Genomic DNA, 19887 nt, shown 5'->3' with positions numbered 1-19887 from the left:
ATTGTCATTTCGACGTGAGGAGATGATAGATTTTTGACTCTGCATTGCTTCGTTTTGAATGACACTGTAAAAAGAAATAGTGTTCATTCTGTAAAATATTTGTGCAATTCATTTTTAAAATAAGGTCAACTGCTGTGAAAACTGATTCTGAAATTTAGATGAACTTCCGCCAATAAGAAGCTTTCTGAAATTTTTATCCGTCAGATATCTCAGGTACATATTTCCTGCATCGAAATCAATAAAATACCTTGCCCTGTTCACAGCTGCTCCTAATTTTTTAAGATGATCGATATTCAAAACTTGGAAGCGTCTGGCCTGTACAATTTTTTTAGCTGTTTTTACTCCGATTCCTGGTATTCTAAGAATCATTTGATAGTCTGCTGTCTGAAGACTTACTGGAAATTGATCCAGATGCCTTAATGCCCAGCTTAATTTTGGATCGATCTCAAGATCCAGAAAAGGGATATTAGGGTCTAAGATTTCTTCTGCTTTAAAACCATAAAACCTCATGAGCCAATCAGATTGATATAATCTGTTTTCTCTTAGCATGGGAACTTCCGTCGTTAAGGACGGTAATCTTTTATCTTCGAGAACCGGAACGTATCCGGAGTAATATACCCTTTTAAGATTAAAATTTTTATAGAAGTGATCAGCTACTTTTATGATTTGGAGATCATTTTCATTGGTTGCCCCCACAATCATTTGTGTTGATTGTCCTGCAGGTACAAACTTTGGAACTTTCCGGAAAATTTTCTTTTCATCATTGTATTGTGCAATTCCATTCTGGATATAGCGCATTGGGCTTATCATATCCGCTCTGTTCTTTTCGGGCGCCAATAATTTCAACCCACTTTCTGTTGGAATTTCCAGGTTGATTGATAATCTATCAGCGTATAAAGCGGCTTCCTGCATCAATTCATCACTTGCTCCAGGAATGGATTTTAAATGAATATATCCATTGAAATTCTCCTCCAGGCGCAACTTTTTTGCTACCCTCACTAAACGCTCCATGGTGGTATCGGCATTTTTAAAAATACCTGAACTTAGAAAAAGACCTTCAATATAGTTTCTTCTATAAAAGTTAATCGTTAGATCAACCACTTCTTCCACAGTGAAAGCTGCTCTTTTTATATCATTAGAACTTCTCGAGACACAATAAGCACAATCATAAATACAGTGATTGGTCAAAAGAACTTTCAGAAGAGATACACATCTTCCGTCTTCAGTATAGGTATGACAAATTCCACTTATGGAACTGTCTCCTAAAGCGCCTTTTTTATTCTTTCGAGTTCCTCCACTGGATGAGCAGGAAACGTCATATTTCGCAGCATCAGCAAGGATTTCGAGTTTTTCTTTTAGGCGGTCAAAGTTCATTTAAAATAGTATATGGACGATTTAACGGTATGAATTTAAGTTCAAAAGTAATTCCAAAATTGAGAAATGTCACCCTTTTTAACATAAAGTTATCAACAGATTAAAGTATCAAAATCATTATATTTACGGTTCTTTAAAGTTATACTATGAATCATCAACCGATTGAAGGTTTTTCCAAACTTACAAAACAAGGGAAAATGGACTGGTTAGTCAATGAATATCTTGACGGTAATCAGGAATATCAAAATATATTACAACAATACTGGAACGATAATGCAGAACTTCAGAAACTTCATGATGAATTTTCTGAAAATACAATTTCCAATTTCTATATGCCTTATGGAATAGCGCCGAACTTTCTTATAGATGGAAAGTTAGTGGCTTTACCAATGGCCGTTGAAGAAAGTTCTGTAGTCGCAGCTGCCTCTAAAGCGGCTAAGTTTTGGATCGATAAAGGAGGTTTTAAAACTACTATTATCAATACTGAGAAGCTAGGACACACTCACTTTATCTTTAATGTAGAATCTCATAAACTATTGCATTTCTTTAATTTTAAATTAAAGAAAAAATTGTTCGAGGCTACAGAAGCGATTACCGCCAATATGAGAAATAGAGGGGGTGGGATCTTGGATATTAAGCTGGTGGATAAGACAGCTGATATGGCTCATTATTATCAGTTAAAGGCGAGTTTTGATACAGTGGATTCTATGGGGGCTAACTTTATCAATTCATGCCTTGAGCAGTTTGGAAAGACTTTGAAGGAGGAAGTAGCAAAAGAAGAAGATTTTACTCAGGAGGAAAAAGATTCTTTACAGATTGTGATGAACATCCTATCTAACTTTACTCCCGATTGTGTAGTCCGTGCTGAGGTTTCCTGTAAAATTGATGACCTGAAAGATGATAGCGGAATTTCTAATGAAGAGTTTGCAAGAAAATTTAAACAGGCAGTAACAATCGCTGAGATTGAGCCATTCCGTGCAACGACTCACAATAAAGGAATTATGAATGGAGTAGATGCTGTGGTGATTGCTACAGGTAATGATTTTAGAGCAACTGAAGCCTGCGCACATGCTTATGCAGCAAGAGATGGACAATACAGATCTTTAACTCATTGTACTACCGAAAACGGAATTTTTAGATTTTGGATTGATCTTCCTATTTCCGTTGGAGTTGTAGGAGGGTTGACGAATCTTCATCCTTTGGTTAAGTTCTCCTTAGCACTCCTTGGAAAGCCATCTGCTCAGGAATTGATGAGTATTCTTGCTGTTTCGGGATTAGCACAGAATTTTGGAGCGTTACGCTCTTTAGTGACCACAGGAATTCAGAAAGGGCATATGAAAATGCACCTTTTGAACATTTTGAATCAGATGGGAGCTACCGAAGAAGAAAAACAGCATTTTGTTGTTTATTTTAAAGATAAGACAGTCACTCATCATGAAGTGATCAGTGAATTTAACAGAATGAGAGCTCAATAAGATGTTCGGAATTATATTGTCAGCTTTTATATTGGTTTTTGGTGTCTTCCTGAAAGTGACTCAGCATCCGGGTTTTGCAAGTAGTAAGAAGCTCGCATGGATGTTAATTGCCATTGGAGCGCTGTCTTTGGTATTCAAAATTTTAAACTATAAATAAAACGGATCCGACAAAGATCTGTTTCCATAAATTGATACAATGAAAACAATTACTTTAGTATTTGGTGCCGTTTATGGCATACTGTCGGTAATTTTAGGTGCATTCGGCGCGCACGCTCTAAAGAAAATATTAACGGTTGAAAGACTTGAAAGTTTTGAAACCGGAGTAAGATATCAAATGTATGCTGCTTTCTTTTTATTGATTGTAGGGTATATCTTGAAATTTGAAACCTCTTCAGAAAAATGGGTTTCTATATTAATGATTGCTGGAGCAATGTTGTTCTCGTTCAGTATTTATTTTTTAAGTCTGCAGGATTATCTTGGAGCCAATCTGAAGTTTTTGGGACCAATTACTCCACTTGGTGGATTGTTGATGATTCTAAGTTGGGGAATGCTTATTTTATATTTTGCTAAAAATAAAATATAAACGCAATAGAAAATTAAGAGGAGAAAACTCCATCTAAAGATTTCGAATCCTAAAAAATATATTGACGAATAAAAGAAAATTAGAAGACCTGTTAAAAATCAAGATCATTGAACTTTAATTTTTGGACATAGAATCTTGCACTTCCATGTCTTTTTAGTAAATTTGTCAACCTTTAAAATTTAAAATAAAATAATAAAAATAATATGAATCTTCACGAGTATCAATCAAAAGAGATTTTATCAAAGTACGGAGTAGCAATACAACGTGGTTTCGTAGCTAATAATGTAGAAGAAGCTGTAGCAGCTGCTGAAAAATTAACTGCTGAAACCGGAGCACAAGCTTGGGTTGTAAAAGCACAAATTCACGCAGGTGGTCGTGGTAAAGGTGGTGGTGTTAAGTTTTCTCCAAACATGGATAAGCTTAAAGAAAATGCACAGAACATCATCGGAATGCAGTTGGTAACTCCACAAACTTCTGCTGAAGGTAAAAAAGTAAACTCTGTTTTGGTTGCAGAAGACGTTTATTATCCTGGAGAATCTGAAACTAAAGAATTTTATGTTTCTATTCTTTTAGATAGAGCTGAAGGTAAAAATACAATCGTGTATTCTACTGAAGGAGGTATGGATATTGAGCACGTTGCTGAGGTAACTCCTCATTTGATCCACAACGAACTTATTGATCCTGCTTTAGGTCTTCAAGGTTTCCAGGCTAGAAAAATTGCTTTCAACTTAGGTCTTGAAGGAAATGCTTTCAAAGAATTTACAAAATTCATTACATCTTTGTATAACGCATATGTAGGAATTGATGCTTCTCTTTTTGAAATCAACCCGGTATTGAAGACTTCTGATAACAAAATTATCGCTGTAGATGCTAAAGTAACTTTAGATGGTAACTCATTATTCCGTCACAAGGATCTTGAAGCTTTAAGAGATACAAGAGAAGAAGATCCTATCGATGTTGAAGCTGGTGAAGCTGGTCTTAACTTCGTAAAATTAGATGGTAACGTTGCTTGTATGGTAAACGGAGCTGGTCTTGCAATGGCTACTATGGATATCATCAAATTATCTGGTGGTAACCCTGCTAACTTCCTTGACGTTGGTGGTACTGCTGATGCTCAGAGAGTTCAGACTGCTTTCGGAATCATCTTAAGAGATCCAAATGTAAAAGCAATCTTGATCAACATCTTCGGAGGTATCGTAAGATGTGACAGAGTTGCTCAGGGTGTTGTAGATGCTTACAAAGCGATGGGAAGCTTACCTGTTCCATTGATCGTAAGATTACAAGGAACGAACGCTGTAGAAGCTAAAAAATTAATTGATGAGTCTGGTCTTCCGGTACACTCTGCAATTACTTTAGAAGAAGCTGCAAACAAAGTAAAAGAAGTTTTAGCATAAGACTAAAATTTTAAATAAATAAAAAACCGTTTCAGTGACTGGAACGGTTTTTTTGTGTATTTCAAACTTCAAAATAGTGATAATGGACGATCTCTAAAGCAGTTTATATCTATTGATTTCCTGCCAGATTGGTGTCTCCATTAGTAATACTGATACTTGTTGGTGTCACCAATAATATATTATCACTGTCCAGACGTTGTTTGATCTTTAAATAAGCGTCACTTTTAACCCTGGTAATATTAGCTCCTATAGTCATCCAGAACTTTGCCTGAAGATTAAATACTCCTTGTTTCAGATCTGTAAATACAACTTCAGCAGTATCTAATTTATCAACGTACTCTAAACTTTTAATAACTTCTAAAATTCCTTTTTGGGCTTTGTTAATATCTTCATCAGCAGGAATTTCAAAGTTTAATATAATCCTTCTCTGAGGGGATGCGGTAATATTAGAAAATGGTGAATTAAAGATAACCTGATTCGGTATATACACTTTTTTACCGTCATCTGTAATTATTTTAGTGGTAAGAAATCCAATCTCCATTACAGTGCCTGAGTTGTTCCCAATAGAGACATAATCTCCGACCTTAAAAGCTTTATCAATTCCAATCAGCATTCCTGAAAATATACTCGATACCAGATCTTTTAATGCAACCCCTGCAATAACCCCTGCTACTCCTAAACTTCCAATGAATTTCCAGAGAAAACCACTGAATCCCATTATTTCTAATGCGATAAAACTTCCCATCAGCATAATAATAAAACGGAAAATAGCTAATAAAGTAACCAGGGAACTTTCCTTTTCGCTTTTGGGAAATAATTTATGAAAGAGCTTTACGGCAAGCTGACTAAAATATTTACTTGTAAATAAGAAAAAAGAAAAAACCAGTATTCCAACAATTAATTTAGGGGTCAGTTCTGCAAATTTGAGGTACCAGCTTTGCAAAACTCTATAGACGACATCAACATAACTTAAACCAATTTTCTCCATGTATTAATTTTTTTTAATGTAATATATAAATTTTCATCAAAAAATTTGCCAGTTCAAAAAAGTCTACTAAATTTGTAGACTAATAAACGAGAATAGTATGTCAATTAAACTAGGAGATATAGCACCCAACTTTCAGGCAGAAACAACTGCAGGTGATCTGGATTTTCATAATTATCTGGGAGATTCCTGGGGGATCTTATTTTCGCATCCTGCTGATTATACACCTGTTTGCACTACTGAACTTGGTTTTACATCAAAACTGAAATCAGAATTTGATGCAAGAAATACAAAGGTAATTGCTCTGAGTGTAGATGGAGTAGAAGATCATCAAAACTGGATTAAAGATATTAATGAAACACAGAATACAGAAGTGCAGTTCCCGATTATTGCTGATAAGGATAGAAAAGTTTCAGAATTATATGACTTTATTCATCCCAATGCTTCTGTAACAGCAACAGTACGTTCTTTACTGATTATTGATCCTGCCAAGAAAGTACGTTTAATAATAACTTATCCAGCATCTACAGGAAGGAACTTCAATGAAATTATCAGAGTTCTTGATTCTTTACAGTTGGTAGACTCTCATACTGTGGCTACACCGGTTAATTGGAAAAATGGCGACGATGTTATAGTTCCTCCATCCATATCAACAGAAGAAGCCCGCAAAATATTTTCTAAAGGAGTAACTGAAATAAGGCCGTATTTAAGATATACGCCTCAACCCAATACATGATTTATTTGATTTTTTATAGTTTAGTTTTAATTTGTACGAAAAGTGCCTCGAATTATTCGAGGCACTTTTATTTTTAAAGATGATTTGTAAAAATTAATTTTTTACGTCATTCATAATTTCTTTTCCTTTAGATGTAGGAAGATAAATACTAAATCCTACGTTAAAAGTTAGGGTTGAAGTCAGACCGTTTTTACCAAATCCGGCAACACCATTATATTTAACAAGACCCTCAACACCAATATTTGGTGTAATGAAGTATGAATACCCAGGACCTGCACCGAAATCTAAACCTGTAGTAGAGTTTCCTCCTTCTGTAGAAGTTCCTCCAATACCAACGTTACCTTCGAAAAACCAACGTCCGTGGTGTAATAGATTATCAATACCTTTTTCACCTGGTGATACAAAATAACGTCCTAAAGCTCCTACTTTATATACAAAATTTGTAGGTGATCCCTTGGTAACTTTATTAAAACCTAAGTCAACATATCCCCCTAATGCAACGTTGTCTTCAATAAAGTAAGCTGCTTTTGGTTGTAAAGAAATGTTATATCCTCCCCCTGTATTAAGACCAAAATTACTAGCTACAATACTACTACCAACCATCCAGTTACCTTTTTGAATTTGGGCATTTGCTGTTGTTGTTAATCCAGCTACTGCAATTATTCCTGCTAAGATTAGTTTTTTCATAATTTATAATTTTAATAATTAATATTTATTATTCTATGGGTGGTGAAAATCAATAAATGTGCCATAGTACGTATTTTTAGCTAATTTTACTAAAATAATGTTAAATTAAGAAAAATGAAAATGAAATTAATTATGCTGTTTTATTAATTATTTTACAATTTCTAAATGAAGATTAAAATAATAGACACTACAAGTCCGGCAATAGTAAAAATCATTCCGCGCTTGAAGGCTTTCGTTTTTGGATTGAACATCCAGAAGCTCGAAATTACAAAGAAGAATAAAGCAACTCCAAAAAAGGTATTTAATGGAGATAATGTGTCCTTAGATTGTGCCTTATGAAGTTTTACCATTTTATCAAGAGCAAAAGGCAATTCTTTTTTTATGTATTTAGCTTCACCAGTAGTTGTATTATAGGCTCCTTGTTTAAAATAAGCAATATTTCCAACCCTGCTTTCTATTTCAAAATTCTTGATTTTTAACTCTTTGCCTAAAGCTTTTTCTGAGAGATCTTTGCCAACTGTTGTGCTGTACTTTTTATCTTTCTTTAAAAAGTCGGTATCCCTATATACCAATAACACACCGCTTATCGCATAAATGGCCATAATTCCCGCAAGAAAATAGCCTAAATACCTGTGGGTAATTCTCATAAAACTTCTGGTGTCTTTTATTTTATCCATATCTATTGTTTGTTTTTATTTAAAAAAGTGAAAGCTGCAAAAATGCAACTTCCACTTTAGATGAAAAAATAACTGATGTTATTATTTTTAAAGTTTATAAGTTAATGTGAAATAATAGTTTCTTGGAGTTATAGGGTTTACAGAGTAGTTTTCATGAACATTGTAGTTAACGACATCAAATAAGTTTCCTACTTTTCCTTGAAGCACAAATTTTTTCCATTCGTATCCCAGACTAAAATCTACTGTAGTAAAACCGTTAATGTCAATCATTCTTGTAACTTGTTTTTGGCCTTTCACATCATTCCAGCCAGCTTTTCTGTCTCCTGTATAAAATAGAGATGCACCAATTTTTAAGCCCTTTACAAAGTCTGTAAAGGTATAAAAAGCAGATGCATTGGTAGTAAACGCTGGAGTTCTTACTAATCTTTGGTCTTCAACAAATCCATTATTTGGAGTTTTTGTATAGACTGCGTTATTATAAGAAATACCCCCAATTAAAGATAAATTGCTCATCGGATTTCCAGTGATATCTAATTCTACCCCTCTGCTTCGGATATTTCCTGCATATACTCTATAAAGAACTACAGCTCCATTTGGTAAATTAGGTACGGTGTATGTATCTCTGTTATTGATCTGATAAGCTGTAAGATTTACTGCTAATGCATTGTTCCAAAGATTTTTCTTAATTCCTACTTCATATTGATCTACAGTAGAAGCTTTTAATGCAGCCCCTGATTCATCAAACCCAGTATTCGGAACAAATGAGTTGGTGTAAGTAGCAAAAACAGAAATGTTTTCATTAGGATTATAGATTAAACCCACTTTTGGAGAAAACGCAGTTTCTTTTGTGCCACTGTTTGGTGTAGGTTTTTCTTCATTGGTTAAGAAATTCTTTACCTTAGTATCATCATTCTGAATACTAGACCAACGTAACCCAGCTAAAACTTTAAATTCTTTAGTTATACTAATTAAATCCTGCGCATAGAAACCATACCTTGCTGTATTTATTCTATTTCTGGATGTTCTGCTAGTATTTGGCATTGGGCCTTCATTAGTCCATGTTGAAGGGTTATTGAGAGACAAAACAACAGGAGTATTGCTGTCAATTTTATATGCATAAGTATCTGCAACTCCATAATCTCCATCAGTTCCAAACAAAACTTTATGATTAAGCCTTCCGGTATTAAATTCTCCATTCAAATTAATTTGCATAGAAGTATAATTCTGCTCCGTATAATTTCTACCTAAAGGTCTAGACCAAGTTGGATTTGAGTTGTTTACGGATGAATTATAAGTCCATTGCACTCTTTCTGTAGAGAAATAGTCTTTGGTGTAGTTCTGGTAAGAGGCAACTGCGTTTAAGGCCCATTTATTGTTGATTTTATGATTTAAAACAACATCTGTTGTAGCTTGTTGATTAGTTTGATATTGCCAGTTGGTCCCAAAAAATTGTTTTCTATTAACTTCTGTAGCGAGTCTTGAGATTCCAGTAGCCTCGTCTACTATACTACCTATTCCAAAATCGGGTGTAAAAGTATGGTATAAATAATCTCCTTCTACAATAAGTTGAGTGTTTTCACTAAGATTAAACACAAAAGAAGGGTTGAAGTAATTCTTTTTAGATTCTACATGATCTCTGAAGCTCTCAGCATATTCATAAGTACCATTTACTCTGAATGCAATATTTTTACTTAAAGGACCATAAATATCTACTGTAGGTTTGTATGAGTTCCAGCTACCTGTGCTGAAACCAACCATACCTCCAAAATCAAATTTTGGTTTTTTTGTAATAAGGTTTATGATTCCTCCAGGACCAACGTTTCCGTACAACATTGCATTGGCTCCTTTTAATACTTCCACTCTTTCTAGACCACTTACTTCAGGAAATACTCCGCTATTAACTCTTGCTCCATTCTTGAAAATATTATCATTTCCGAAAGTAAAACCACGTCCCCCAAAACTATCCTGAGAACCGCCCCTTGCAGAAGTAAGGTAAAGTCCATTTACATTTTTTATTACATCACTTAATTGTTTAGCCTGTTGCTGTTCAATCACTTCATGAGTAACGATTGCTATTGGCTGAGGAATTTCCATTACGGTAAGATTTGACTTAGTAGATAACGGTTTAGCCTTATTTGGATTTCCTGTTTTATGGAGATTTACGTCTTCAATAGTTTGAATTCTAATAGTATCGGTTTCAGATTTATTTCCCATTTGTGCAGTTGCTGAGAGGGATATAACCATAAAACCTAAAGTAGTAATTTGTTTTTTCATTCTTAATTTTACTTTATTTAGAGTGGATTTAAATAACGCGCAAAAGTAAGGTATTTGAAATTATTATTTAGAATCAATAAAAATGATTCTAATGATATTTGTCATGTTCTAATAAGTGGTAAATTATATCTGCTATAGATTTATAAAGAAAGATTTTTCTCAATATATTTGTTAAAAAAATAGAGTATGCAATTGGTAAAAGTAGGTCTTTGCGCGTTTGGAATGAGTGGAAAGGTTTTTCATGCACCCTTTCTAAAAGAACATCCTGGTTTTTTTATGTCGGCTGTAGTAGAAAGAAGTAAAGAAGAGTCTAAGGAAAAATATCCTGATGCAACAATCTATCGATCAGTAGAGGAAATGCTGAATCATTCTGATGTTGAAGTAGTAGTGGTTAACACTCCGGTTCAAACTCATTTTGAATATGTCAAAATGGCCCTTGAAGCAGGTAAAAATGTCATTGTAGAAAAGCCTTTTACGGTTGATGTTTCTGAAGCTGAGCAATTAGTACAATTAGCCGAAGAGAAAGGATTGTTTTTAAGTGTTTATCAGAACAGAAGATTTGATCGAGATTTTTTACAAGTAAAGAAGATTCTTAATGATAAAAAATTAGGAGATATCAAAGAAGCTGAGATACGATTTGATAGATTTCGTACTGAACCCAGCGGAAAGCAACACAAAGAAAATCCGCAGCAGACTGGTTCCGGATCACTTCATGATCTGGGGGCTCATTTGATCGATCAGGCAGTGCAGCTTTTCGGATTTCCGGAAAAGCTTTTTGGAGATGTCTTTTCAATGAAAGGAATAGAATATGCGAACGACTATTTTGAGATTATTTTGTTTTATAAAAATAAGATGAGGGTTCGTTTAAAATCTTCTGTTTTTAGTAAAGAGGCTCATTACGCTTATGTTATTCATGGTAATAAAGGTAGTTTTTTACAAGAAAGAACCGATAATCAAGAAACAGAACTGGTAGCTGGAACTTTACCAACTTATGGTGAAAACTGGATGCTTCCGCTGAAAGATTCTGATGGGATTTTAAATTATGTAAATGACCATGGCGAAACAGAAAGAACCCTTACATCAAGTGAGCCTGGAAACTATATGAATTACTACCAGGAGATCTATGAACATATTGTTTTTGGATATGACCTGCCATCCCCAGGAAAAGAGGTTATTCAAAATATGAAACTTATTGATGCTTGTTTTGAGAGCTCAGAAAAAGAAGAAGTGATACATCTTGATTAAAACAATTTCGGCTTCACCTAGGTGAAGCCGAAATTGTTTTATTTTCTAATGATAATATTATTCACCCAGGATTTCCTGGAACTCTAGCCATTTCATTTCATGATCTTCCAGTTTTGCTGAAATTGTCTCTAGTTCAGCTGAAAGTTTTGAAATTTTTTCATAATCTGTTTCATTGTTGAGCTGATCAAGGATTTTCTCACGCTGTTCCTCTAATTTAGGCATTTCATTTTCAATAGTTTCTAATTCCCTTTGTTCCTTAAAAGACAGTTTTCGTTTTTTTGAACTTGTTGGAGTTACAACAGGAGCTTGCACAGGTTCTTTGATCTCTGCTTTTTGTGGTGCACTTTTTTCTGAAGAATCTTCACGGCTTTTGGCTTCTCTGTATTCTGAGAAGTTGCCAATAAAATCTTTAATTTTCCCGTCTCCCTCAAAAGCTAAAATATGATCAACGATGCGATCCATAAAATATCTATCGTGCGATACAATAATTAATGAACCCTGAAATTGTTGTAAAAAGTTTTCAAGAACCGTTAATGTAGGAAGATCCAGATCATTGGTCGGCTCATCGAAAATAAGGAAGTTAGGATTCTGATAAAGAATATACATCAGGTGCAATCTTCTTTTCTCTCCTCCCGAAAGTTTAGAAATAGGAGAGTATTGCGTTTGATCATCAAACAGGAATAATCTTAAAAACTGAGAAGCTGAAAGACTTTTTCCATTAGCCAGAGGATAGAACTCAGCAATTTCTTTAATGAAGTCGATTACTCTTTCATCCTCTTTATAAGTTAATCCCTTTTGAGAAAAATATCCAAAAGAAATTGTTTCTCCAGTTTCAATTTCCCCTTTGTCTGCTTTTTCAAATCCCTGGATAATATTTAATAGGGTAGATTTCCCGGCACCATTTTTCCCGACAATGCCTACTTTTTCTCCACGCTGGAATGAATAACTGAAATCTTTCAACAATACTTTACTGCCAAAGCTTTTATCAATATTTTTAAGTTCCAGAATTTTATTACCAAGACGCTTCATTTCGAAATCCAATTCAAGACCTTGTTTTGAAGTATTGGTTTTTGCTACTTTTTCTGTTTCGTAAAAAGCATCAATTCTACTTTTTGATTTTGTTGTTCTTGCTTTGGGTTGTCTTCGCATCCACTCCAACTCTTTTCTATAAAGATTGTTGGCTTTATCGATAGTGGAATTAAGATTATCCTCTCTGATCATTTTATTTTCAAGATAGGTAGCATAAGAACCATTATGGAAATAAAGGTTATTGTCTTCCATTTCCCAAATAATATTACATACACCATCTAAAAAATAACGGTCGTGGGTTACTAGCAATAAAGTAATCTTAGCTTTATTTAAATAATTTTCAAGCCATTCTACCATTTCTACATCAAGGTGGTTGGTAGGCTCATCCATTATTAAAAGGGTATGACGGTGTTCCGCTCTGGTTTCAGTTAATAACTTAGCCAAAGCTACACGTTTGATCTGTCCACCTGAAAGGGTTCCCATTTTGGCTTCCAGATCTGTAATTTTAAGCTGTGATAAGATCTGCTTCATTTCATTTTCAAGATCCCAGGCTTTATGGACTTCCATATCAGCCAAGGCTTTTTCAATGAATTCAAGATCTGTTGAATGGAGTGATTTATGATAGTTTTTAAGAGCTGCGATAGGAGCGGAGTCAAGAGTCATCATAAACTCATCAATGGTCAGCTTCGGATCATAGTCAATTTCCTGATCAAATAATACAACCTGTATATCTTTATTGATGATTACATTTCCACTGTCTGCTATCTCTCTTCCCATCAGGATTTTCAACAAGGTAGATTTTCCACTCCCGTTTTTAGCAACAATGGCTATTTTATCCCCTTCATTGATATTGAAAGATATATTTTTAAATAAAACTTTTACTCCGTATGATTTAGTAAGGTTCTCAGCAGCAACGTAATTCATTTCTATAAAGATTTCGTGGCGCGAAAATACGAAATATTAAAGGTTTTAATTAATAAATATTTTGTCCTTTGCCTGAAGCCTCAAAATACTTATGACAGTAAACGATATATTATAAAGATATCTTTAACTAAATGGAGAATAATTTTAATAAACTGTTATGAATTTTGGATGATATAAATAAAGATATTTGTCCCAAACTTTTACCATGAAAAAAATCAATTCTTTATTCTTTCTTTTTTGGACCTTCTTTCTTAATGCTCAGATAATTTCCGGAACTGTACTTTCAAAAGATGAAAATCAACCGATTCCCTATGTGAAAATAGGAGTGGAAAAAGAGAATATAGGTGTTATTTCTGATGAAAAAGGCAATTTTTCGATTGATCTTACCAAAGCTAATAGGGCAGGGAACGTCAGAATTGAAGTGGCAGGATATGAGAATTATACGGAAACGGTTCAAAACTTTGTAAAGAATAATTCTCAAAAAATATTATTAAAAGAGAAAGTAAAGAATATTCAAGAGGTAAAGCTAACACCTAAGAAATTAGTAGACAAGAACTGGGGTGTCACTACTAAGACCAAGAATGTCATGTATTCGGTAAACCCGGGACTGAATCAAGAGAACTTTCTTGGAGAGACAGCATTACAGTTTAATGCCACCAGAAGATCTAAGATCAAAAATATTAATTTAAATATAGCCAGTTACGTTTCTGATGAACCTGTACAAATGCGTTATACCATCTACAGTGAGAAAAATGGCTTCCCTGATAAAAATATATTGAACGAAGAAATTAATGTTGCACTTACTGAAGATATGACCAAATCAGGGACGTTTGCTTTAGATGTAAACGATTATAACATCTGGGTGCAGGGTAAATTTTTTATCGGAATTCAATTTTTAAAAAGATTTAATGGGAGGATAAAGATTAGTGCTGCTTTATTCAGAACTGGATTTTTGAGGGAGTTTTATGGAGACTGGCAAAAAGTGACGTTAGCTGCACCTGCTATAAATATCGATGTAAAAGTGGACAAGAATGGAAAAAATATGAAAGATGAATCCGAAGTCTCCGATGAAAGCCTTGCTGATCTTATTCCTGATCTGAGTCCTTATAAAATAGCATCGGAAAATTCAATATATGGAAAGAATACTTCTGCAGGAAAATTCCTGAAAGGAAACCATGCAGATCTGTATTATGAGACTTATGGTGAAGGCGAACCCTTAGTTTTGCTTCATGGAAACAGCGGGAGTATTAAAGATTTTTATCAACAGATTCCTGTGCTTTCTCAACACTATAAAGTAATTGCTTTAGACACCAGAGGGCAAGGGAAGAGTACTGATACTTCCAAAAATGATCTAACTTATTCTATTTTCGCGGATGATGTCAAAAAATTGATTGATGAGCTGGGAATTAAAAAGATCAATATAGTGGGCTGGAGTGATGGTGGAAACACCGGATTAGAATTTGTTTTAAAGTATCCGGAAAATGTTAATAAACTTATTACTATTGGAGCAAACAGCAAACCTGATGGAGTAGACGTACGTCTTTTCAATAGTATGAAAACAGAACTTCAGGTTTTAGAGCTTGAAAATAAACCAGAAAAATTCAATCAGACCAGAATTTTAAAAATCATGATTAAGGAACCTAATATTAGCAAAAGTTCTTTACGTAAAATTCAAAAACCAGTTTTGGTCATAGCAGGCGAAAATGACGTGATAAAAAAAGAAGAGACTGAATTTATTGCTAAACAGATTCCTAATGCTAAACTTAAGATCTATAAAAAAGCCACACACTTTATCCCCTTTGAAAATCCAGATCAGCTGAATAATGATATCCTGGAATTTTTTAAATAATTAATCTAAAGTAAGCCGTTTCAAAGACCAGGAACTACCATTATAAATATCAAGATCAACCTTGGTATTAATTCCATGTACGATCCCGTTTTCTGTAAATTGCCAAAAATCCCATTCATCATCTGGAGAAGGGGTAGGGACATCATTGTAATTAGCCAACCACAGCGTGTATCCGTCAAACTCCCCTTTCAGAAAATCTTTATAATAATGGTAATAGGTGTAAATGATAGGTTTTTTTCCATACGTTTCCTCTATGATTTTACACCAAACCTTTAAATCTTCAATCAGCTTTTTATTTGTTTTGCGTTTCGGGATTTTTTCGATATCCAAAATAGGAGGAAGATCGCCGCTTTCTAATTTTACATTAGCTAAGAAGTTATTTGCCTGTATAATTGGATCTTCATCTGCTCTGTAGAAATGGTAGGCGCCTCGCACGAGTTCATGTTTTTTTGCCTGTGTCCAGAATTCATCGAAATGTTTATCCGCATTTTTATTTCCCATAGTTGCCCTCATGACAACAAATTCTAAAGGAATCGTTTTATTTCCAATACTTAAGCTATCCCATTTAATATCTTCTCTGTTTTGATAATGCGAAACATCAAAGCCATAGGTTTTATCCAGATTGTCTGTAAGGATCTTTTGAATTCTCAAAGTCTCCTTTTCATTGTTATGAAGTTTTTTATGAGTGAATTTATTAAAGTATAAAGCGTAGTAATAGCTGATAGATTGCTTTAGATAAAACCCTGTTCCAATAAGAGTCAGGATAAGAATAGCAAGTACGACTTTTCGACGAAAAAAATAGTTTTTCCGTCTTTTCTTATGAACGTTTTTGGCAGCTTTTTTGGTGTACTTTTTTCTCATTATAAAGTTTTGCAAAACTAACTTTTTAACAAGTAAAATGCTAAATAAAATCAGTAAATTTGTATACTATGGAAACACGCGAAAAGATCATCATTATCGGAGGAGGTTTTGCGGGACTACAACTTGCGAAAACATTGAACAATAAAAATAAAAAAGTAATTGTTCTTGATCGGGTAAATCATCATATGTTTCAACCGCTTTTTTATCAGGTAGCGTGTGGGAGGATAGAACCTTCCAATATTTCCTTTCCATTCAGGAAAATTTTTCAACAATCACGGAATATTCAGTTTCGATTAACTGATGTAAAAGAAATTGACCCTTCTCAGAATAGGGTGATTACTGATGAAGCAGAGTTCCGGTATGATAAATTAATTATTGCAACTGGATGTAAAACCAATTTTTTTGGAAATAAAGATCTTGAAGGCAAAGCCTTTGGAATGAAAAATACTCAGGAAGCCATAGGTATCAGAAATCATGTTTTGATGACTTTTGAGAAATTAATTCTTGAAAAAAGCAGAAGTGATGATGGAAACTGGAATATTGTTATTGTAGGAAGTGGTCCAACAGGGGTTGAACTGGCTGGAGCTTTCGCGGAAATGAAGAAGGAAATCCTGCCTAGGGATTATCCTTATATGAACTTCGATCACCTTAAAATTATCCTGGTAAGTTCTACCGATAAACCTCTTGCAGTGATGAGTACTGAAGCTCAGGAGAAATCAGAGAAATATCTTAAAGATTTAGGGGTGACGTTTTTAAGCGGAGAGATTGTTACCGATTATGATGGTGACAAGGTGATTATGAAGAGTGGAAAAGAAATTCCTTCCAATAATGTAATATGGGCCGCAGGTGTAACAGGAAATGTCGTAGACGGATTTCCGGAAGAAAAATTAATTAGAAACAGATATATAGTAGATCGATATAACAGAATAATAGGTTACAATAATATTTTTGCCATAGGAGACATTGCCTACATGGAAACTCCCAAATATCCGCAAGGTCACCCTCAGGTTGCTAATGTGGCTATTAATCAGGCAAAGAATTTAGGTAGAAACCTGTTACGAAATGATAATAATTGGAAAGAATATGAATATAAAGATCAGGGCTCTTTAGCAACTATTGGAAAACACAGAGCAGTTGTAGATTTACCTTTTATAAAGTTTCAGGGCTTTTTAGCATGGTATTTCTGGATGTTTTTGCACTTGATGCTTATTTTAAGTGTCAGAAATAAACTTGCTGTGTTCTTCAACTGGATGTGGAGCTATTTCAATAAAGATTCATCTTTACGATTAATTATCTCTCCTACTAAGAAAAATGGAACATTACAATGAGAATTGATATTATAAGCGTACTTCCTGAGCTGATGGAAAGTCCTTTCAAAACTTCTATTTTGAAAAGAGCAATGGATAAAGGATTGGTAGAAGTACATTTTCACCATTTAAGAGAATGGGCAATAAATAAACATAGGCAGATCGACGATGAGCCTTATGGAGGCGGAGCTGGAATGGTGATGATGGTTGAACCTCTGGATAATTGTATCTCAGAGCTCAAAGCACAGAGGACATATGATGAGGTTATTTATCTTACACCAGACGGTGTCACATTGAATCAGAAAATTGCTAATTCTCTTTCAATAAAAAATAATCTGATCTTTCTATGTGGACATTACAAAGGAATAGATCAAAGAGTAAGGGATCTGCATATTACTAAAGAAATTTCAATCGGAGATTATGTTCTTACAGGTGGAGAGCTTGCTGCATGCGTATTGGCAGATTCTATAATCAGATTAATTCCTGGTGTTCTCAATGATGAGCAAAGTGCTCTTACAGACAGCTTTCAGGATGATCTTCTTTCCCCCCCTATTTATACAAGACCTGAAAACTATAAAGGATTAGAGGTTCCTAAAATTCTATTGAGTGGGAATTTCAAACAGATTGAAGAATGGCGTCACGATGAAGCCGTAAGGATAACAAAAGAGAAACGTCCTGATTTACTGTGATTTATTGATGGTGCATTCTTATTGATATGTTGTTTTTTTTCTTTTTTTGAATTTTTATATAAAATGGAATAATAATTGTAATAAAAAGCGAAATAATAAAATAAAAACAATTATCTTTTGATGTTGTTTTTAATAAAGTAAATATTATTTGTCGTTTTGATTTTGTTTTGAACAATTTGAAAGCGAATTTGTTAAGGGTTTTCATGTATTGTATTTATTAAAATGTCCTTAAAATATTATTTTTAGTACAAAATCAAAAACAATATTTCGTAATTTGCCCCACGAAAAATTTGCAATCTCAGAATCAAGGCTATTTTATTATGAATAGAAATATGTGTAGATGGAGCTTTTCACTTTTTATAATGTAGAAAATTTATTTTTACCGGATGTAAAACCTGTCCATAAATTTGATCCAACGAAATCTGGTTTAAGGAACTGGGATGAAAGGAAATATAATAATAAGCTTTCGAAAATTGCACATGTTTTTCAATTAATAAAAGAAGAAAATGGGGTATTACCATTTTTAATTGGTTTATCTGAAGTTTCTGGAAAGAAAGTTTTAGAAGAGCTTGTAGCAATGGAACCTTTTAATTCACAATTTGGAATTGTACATTACAATTCTATGGATGAAAGAAAAGTAGATGTTGCCTTATTATATGATAAAAGTAAAATAGAAGTGATAGATTCAGAAGCTATTACATTCTTTTTTGAAATTAAAAATAAAAACACAGAATATTACGATACAACTAGAGATGTACTCTATTCAAAATTGAAATATAAAGAGGAGATTATTAATGTTTTTATCGCTCACCTCCCCTCAAAGAGAGAAAAAGACGTTAATAAACCCAAAAGAGACTTTATATTGCAGGAGGTTCATAACAGAATTTCGAACATTGTGAATAGTAATAAAGAACATGTCATTTTGTGTGGTGATTTTAATGAAAATCCGGATGATGAAAATCTTACTAATATTCTTTATGATAGCAATCATAATAAAATACTAGAAAATCCGTTTAATGAATTGTTTTCTTCAGGAAATTTTTCTACTTTTCATTATAAATCTGGCTTATTGTTTGATCAGATTATATTATCGAAATCATTTTTTAATGATCAGATTAACGTAGGATTATCATTTCAAAGTGCCGAAGTATTCAAATCTGAAAAGATTAGTAGCCGAAATAAGCAATTTGCAGGAAGACCATTCAGGACTTATGCAGGTACGCGTTATTTGGGAGGCTACAGTGATCATTTTCCGGTTTTTGTGAAATTTAAATAATAAAAAAAGCATAAAGAACAAAAAAAACATAAATTAAAAAATTACAAGATGAAAAATTCAACAAATGCTAGCTATCATTTAGACTCAATCGACAAAGAAATTATCTACATGCTAATGGATAATGCAAAGACTTCTTTGGCACACATTTCAAAACATGTAGGGATTTCTACTACAGCTGTACACCAGCGAATTAAGAAACTTGAGCATGCAGGGGTTATTGAGAATTCAATTTCCTTTTTGAATCCTAAAAAAATAGGATACAAAGTAATATCTTATATTGGTATCTTCTTAGATCAGCCTAGCCACTATCCTGATGTAGTGAAATCTTTAAAAGACGTTAATGAAGTTGTAGAAGCTCATTATACCACAGGAAATTATACTATTTTCCTAAAAGTTCTTTGTAAAGACAATGATCACTTGATGCAGATCCTTAGTAAACTTCAAAAATTAAAAGGAGTAACAAGAACAGAAACCTTCATCTCTTTAGAGCAAGGTATAAGCAGACAATTGAAAGTATAATTA

18 protein-coding genes are annotated in these 19887 nt (G+C 33.7%); 11 read left to right on the top strand and 7 right to left on the bottom strand.

Annotated elements, in window-relative coordinates:
* Window positions 1–114 precede the first annotated feature (114 nt).
* Window positions 115–1374: a putative DNA modification/repair radical SAM protein gene (locus JHL15_RS19465; protein WP_200248482.1), complete on the bottom strand. Its 1260-nt coding sequence runs from the start codon at window positions 1372–1374 to the stop codon at window positions 115–117.
* Window positions 1375–1520: 146 nt separating this feature from the next.
* Between JHL15_RS19465 and JHL15_RS19460 the strand changes: the two genes are divergently transcribed.
* The 4 genes from JHL15_RS19460 to sucC all read left to right on the top strand — a co-directional run bounded on the left by JHL15_RS19460 (window position 1521) and on the right by sucC (window position 4826).
* Window positions 1521–2849 carry a hydroxymethylglutaryl-CoA reductase, degradative gene (locus JHL15_RS19460; RefSeq protein WP_200248479.1) on the top strand — a complete coding sequence of 443 codons (1329 nt, stop codon included), beginning with the start codon at window positions 1521–1523 and terminating at the stop codon, window positions 2847–2849.
* 1 nt (window position 2850) lies between these two features.
* Window positions 2851–3006 (top strand): hypothetical protein, encoded by a 156-nt coding sequence (locus JHL15_RS21280; protein ID WP_234047815.1) that lies wholly within the window; start codon window positions 2851–2853, stop codon window positions 3004–3006.
* A 39-nt stretch (window positions 3007–3045) separates the two neighbouring features.
* On the top strand, window positions 3046–3432 hold the full coding sequence (locus JHL15_RS19455; protein ID WP_200248476.1) for a DUF423 domain-containing protein: 387 nt from the start codon (window positions 3046–3048) through the stop codon (window positions 3430–3432).
* A gap of 203 nt (window positions 3433–3635) precedes the next feature.
* Complete coding sequence (gene sucC, locus JHL15_RS19450; RefSeq protein ID WP_200248473.1) at window positions 3636–4826, top strand: ADP-forming succinate--CoA ligase subunit beta; 1191 nt, start codon at window positions 3636–3638, stop codon at window positions 4824–4826.
* A gap of 109 nt (window positions 4827–4935) precedes the next feature.
* Here the strand turns inward: sucC and JHL15_RS19445 are convergent, their stop codons facing one another.
* Window positions 4936–5814, bottom strand: coding sequence for a mechanosensitive ion channel family protein (locus JHL15_RS19445; RefSeq protein ID WP_200248470.1), 879 nt, complete (start codon window positions 5812–5814; stop codon window positions 4936–4938).
* Between the two features lie 97 nt (window positions 5815–5911).
* Between JHL15_RS19445 and JHL15_RS19440 the strand changes: the two genes are divergently transcribed.
* On the top strand, window positions 5912–6547 hold the full coding sequence (locus JHL15_RS19440) for a peroxiredoxin (protein ID WP_200248467.1): 636 nt from the start codon (window positions 5912–5914) through the stop codon (window positions 6545–6547).
* A 93-nt stretch (window positions 6548–6640) separates the two neighbouring features.
* Here JHL15_RS19440 and JHL15_RS19435 read toward each other — a convergent pair whose 3' ends face one another.
* From JHL15_RS19435 to JHL15_RS19425, 3 genes are all read right to left on the bottom strand, one after another.
* Window positions 6641–7234 carry a hypothetical protein gene (locus JHL15_RS19435; protein WP_200248464.1) on the bottom strand — a complete coding sequence of 198 codons (594 nt, stop codon included), beginning with the start codon at window positions 7232–7234 and terminating at the stop codon, window positions 6641–6643.
* A gap of 161 nt (window positions 7235–7395) precedes the next feature.
* Window positions 7396–7911, bottom strand: coding sequence for a hypothetical protein (locus JHL15_RS19430; RefSeq protein WP_200248462.1), 516 nt, complete (start codon window positions 7909–7911; stop codon window positions 7396–7398).
* Between the two features lie 87 nt (window positions 7912–7998).
* The gene (locus JHL15_RS19425) at window positions 7999–10185 is read right to left on the bottom strand and encodes a TonB-dependent siderophore receptor (RefSeq protein ID WP_200248459.1); all 2187 of its coding nucleotides are present in this window, start codon (window positions 10183–10185) and stop codon (window positions 7999–8001) included.
* A gap of 186 nt (window positions 10186–10371) precedes the next feature.
* On the opposite strand from JHL15_RS19425, the gene JHL15_RS19420 reads away from it, so the two are divergent.
* On the top strand, window positions 10372–11430 hold the full coding sequence (locus JHL15_RS19420; RefSeq protein ID WP_200248457.1) for a Gfo/Idh/MocA family oxidoreductase: 1059 nt from the start codon (window positions 10372–10374) through the stop codon (window positions 11428–11430).
* Between the two features lie 57 nt (window positions 11431–11487).
* On the opposite strand, the gene JHL15_RS19415 is transcribed toward JHL15_RS19420, so the two are convergent.
* The gene (locus JHL15_RS19415) at window positions 11488–13383 is read right to left on the bottom strand and encodes an ABC-F family ATP-binding cassette domain-containing protein (RefSeq protein WP_200248454.1); all 1896 of its coding nucleotides are present in this window, start codon (window positions 13381–13383) and stop codon (window positions 11488–11490) included.
* Between the two features lie 205 nt (window positions 13384–13588).
* Between JHL15_RS19415 and JHL15_RS19410 the strand changes: the two genes are divergently transcribed.
* Window positions 13589–15232: an alpha/beta fold hydrolase gene (locus tag JHL15_RS19410; RefSeq protein WP_200248452.1), complete on the top strand. Its 1644-nt coding sequence runs from the start codon at window positions 13589–13591 to the stop codon at window positions 15230–15232.
* Here JHL15_RS19410 and JHL15_RS19405 read toward each other — a convergent pair whose 3' ends face one another.
* Window positions 15233–16093 carry a glycoside hydrolase family 25 protein gene (locus tag JHL15_RS19405; RefSeq protein ID WP_200248450.1) on the bottom strand — a complete coding sequence of 287 codons (861 nt, stop codon included), beginning with the start codon at window positions 16091–16093 and terminating at the stop codon, window positions 15233–15235.
* Between the two features lie 68 nt (window positions 16094–16161).
* On the opposite strand from JHL15_RS19405, the gene JHL15_RS19400 reads away from it, so the two are divergent.
* The 4 genes from JHL15_RS19400 to JHL15_RS19385 all read left to right on the top strand — a co-directional run bounded on the left by JHL15_RS19400 (window position 16162) and on the right by JHL15_RS19385 (window position 19884).
* Complete coding sequence (locus tag JHL15_RS19400) at window positions 16162–17421, top strand: NAD(P)/FAD-dependent oxidoreductase (RefSeq protein WP_200248447.1); 1260 nt, start codon at window positions 16162–16164, stop codon at window positions 17419–17421.
* Window positions 17418–18089 (top strand): tRNA (guanosine(37)-N1)-methyltransferase TrmD, encoded by a 672-nt coding sequence (gene trmD / locus JHL15_RS19395; protein WP_200248445.1) that lies wholly within the window; start codon window positions 17418–17420, stop codon window positions 18087–18089. The genes JHL15_RS19400 and trmD overlap by 4 nt, the downstream gene beginning before the upstream one ends.
* Window positions 18090–18429: 340 nt before the next feature.
* Entirely contained in the window at window positions 18430–19365 is a 936-nt protein-coding gene (locus tag JHL15_RS19390) for an endonuclease/exonuclease/phosphatase family protein (protein ID WP_200248443.1), read from the top strand.
* 48 nt (window positions 19366–19413) lie between these two features.
* Window positions 19414–19884, top strand: coding sequence for an Lrp/AsnC ligand binding domain-containing protein (locus JHL15_RS19385; RefSeq protein ID WP_089027712.1), 471 nt, complete (start codon window positions 19414–19416; stop codon window positions 19882–19884).
* Window positions 19885–19887: the final 3 nt, after the last annotated feature.

It is taken from the genome of Chryseobacterium paridis (assembly GCF_016595215.1).
Taxonomy (GTDB): domain Bacteria; phylum Bacteroidota; class Bacteroidia; order Flavobacteriales; family Weeksellaceae; genus Chryseobacterium; species Chryseobacterium paridis.
The sequence above is the reverse complement of the archived record's forward strand: the minus strand, read 5'-3'. Positions and strand labels throughout refer to the sequence as shown.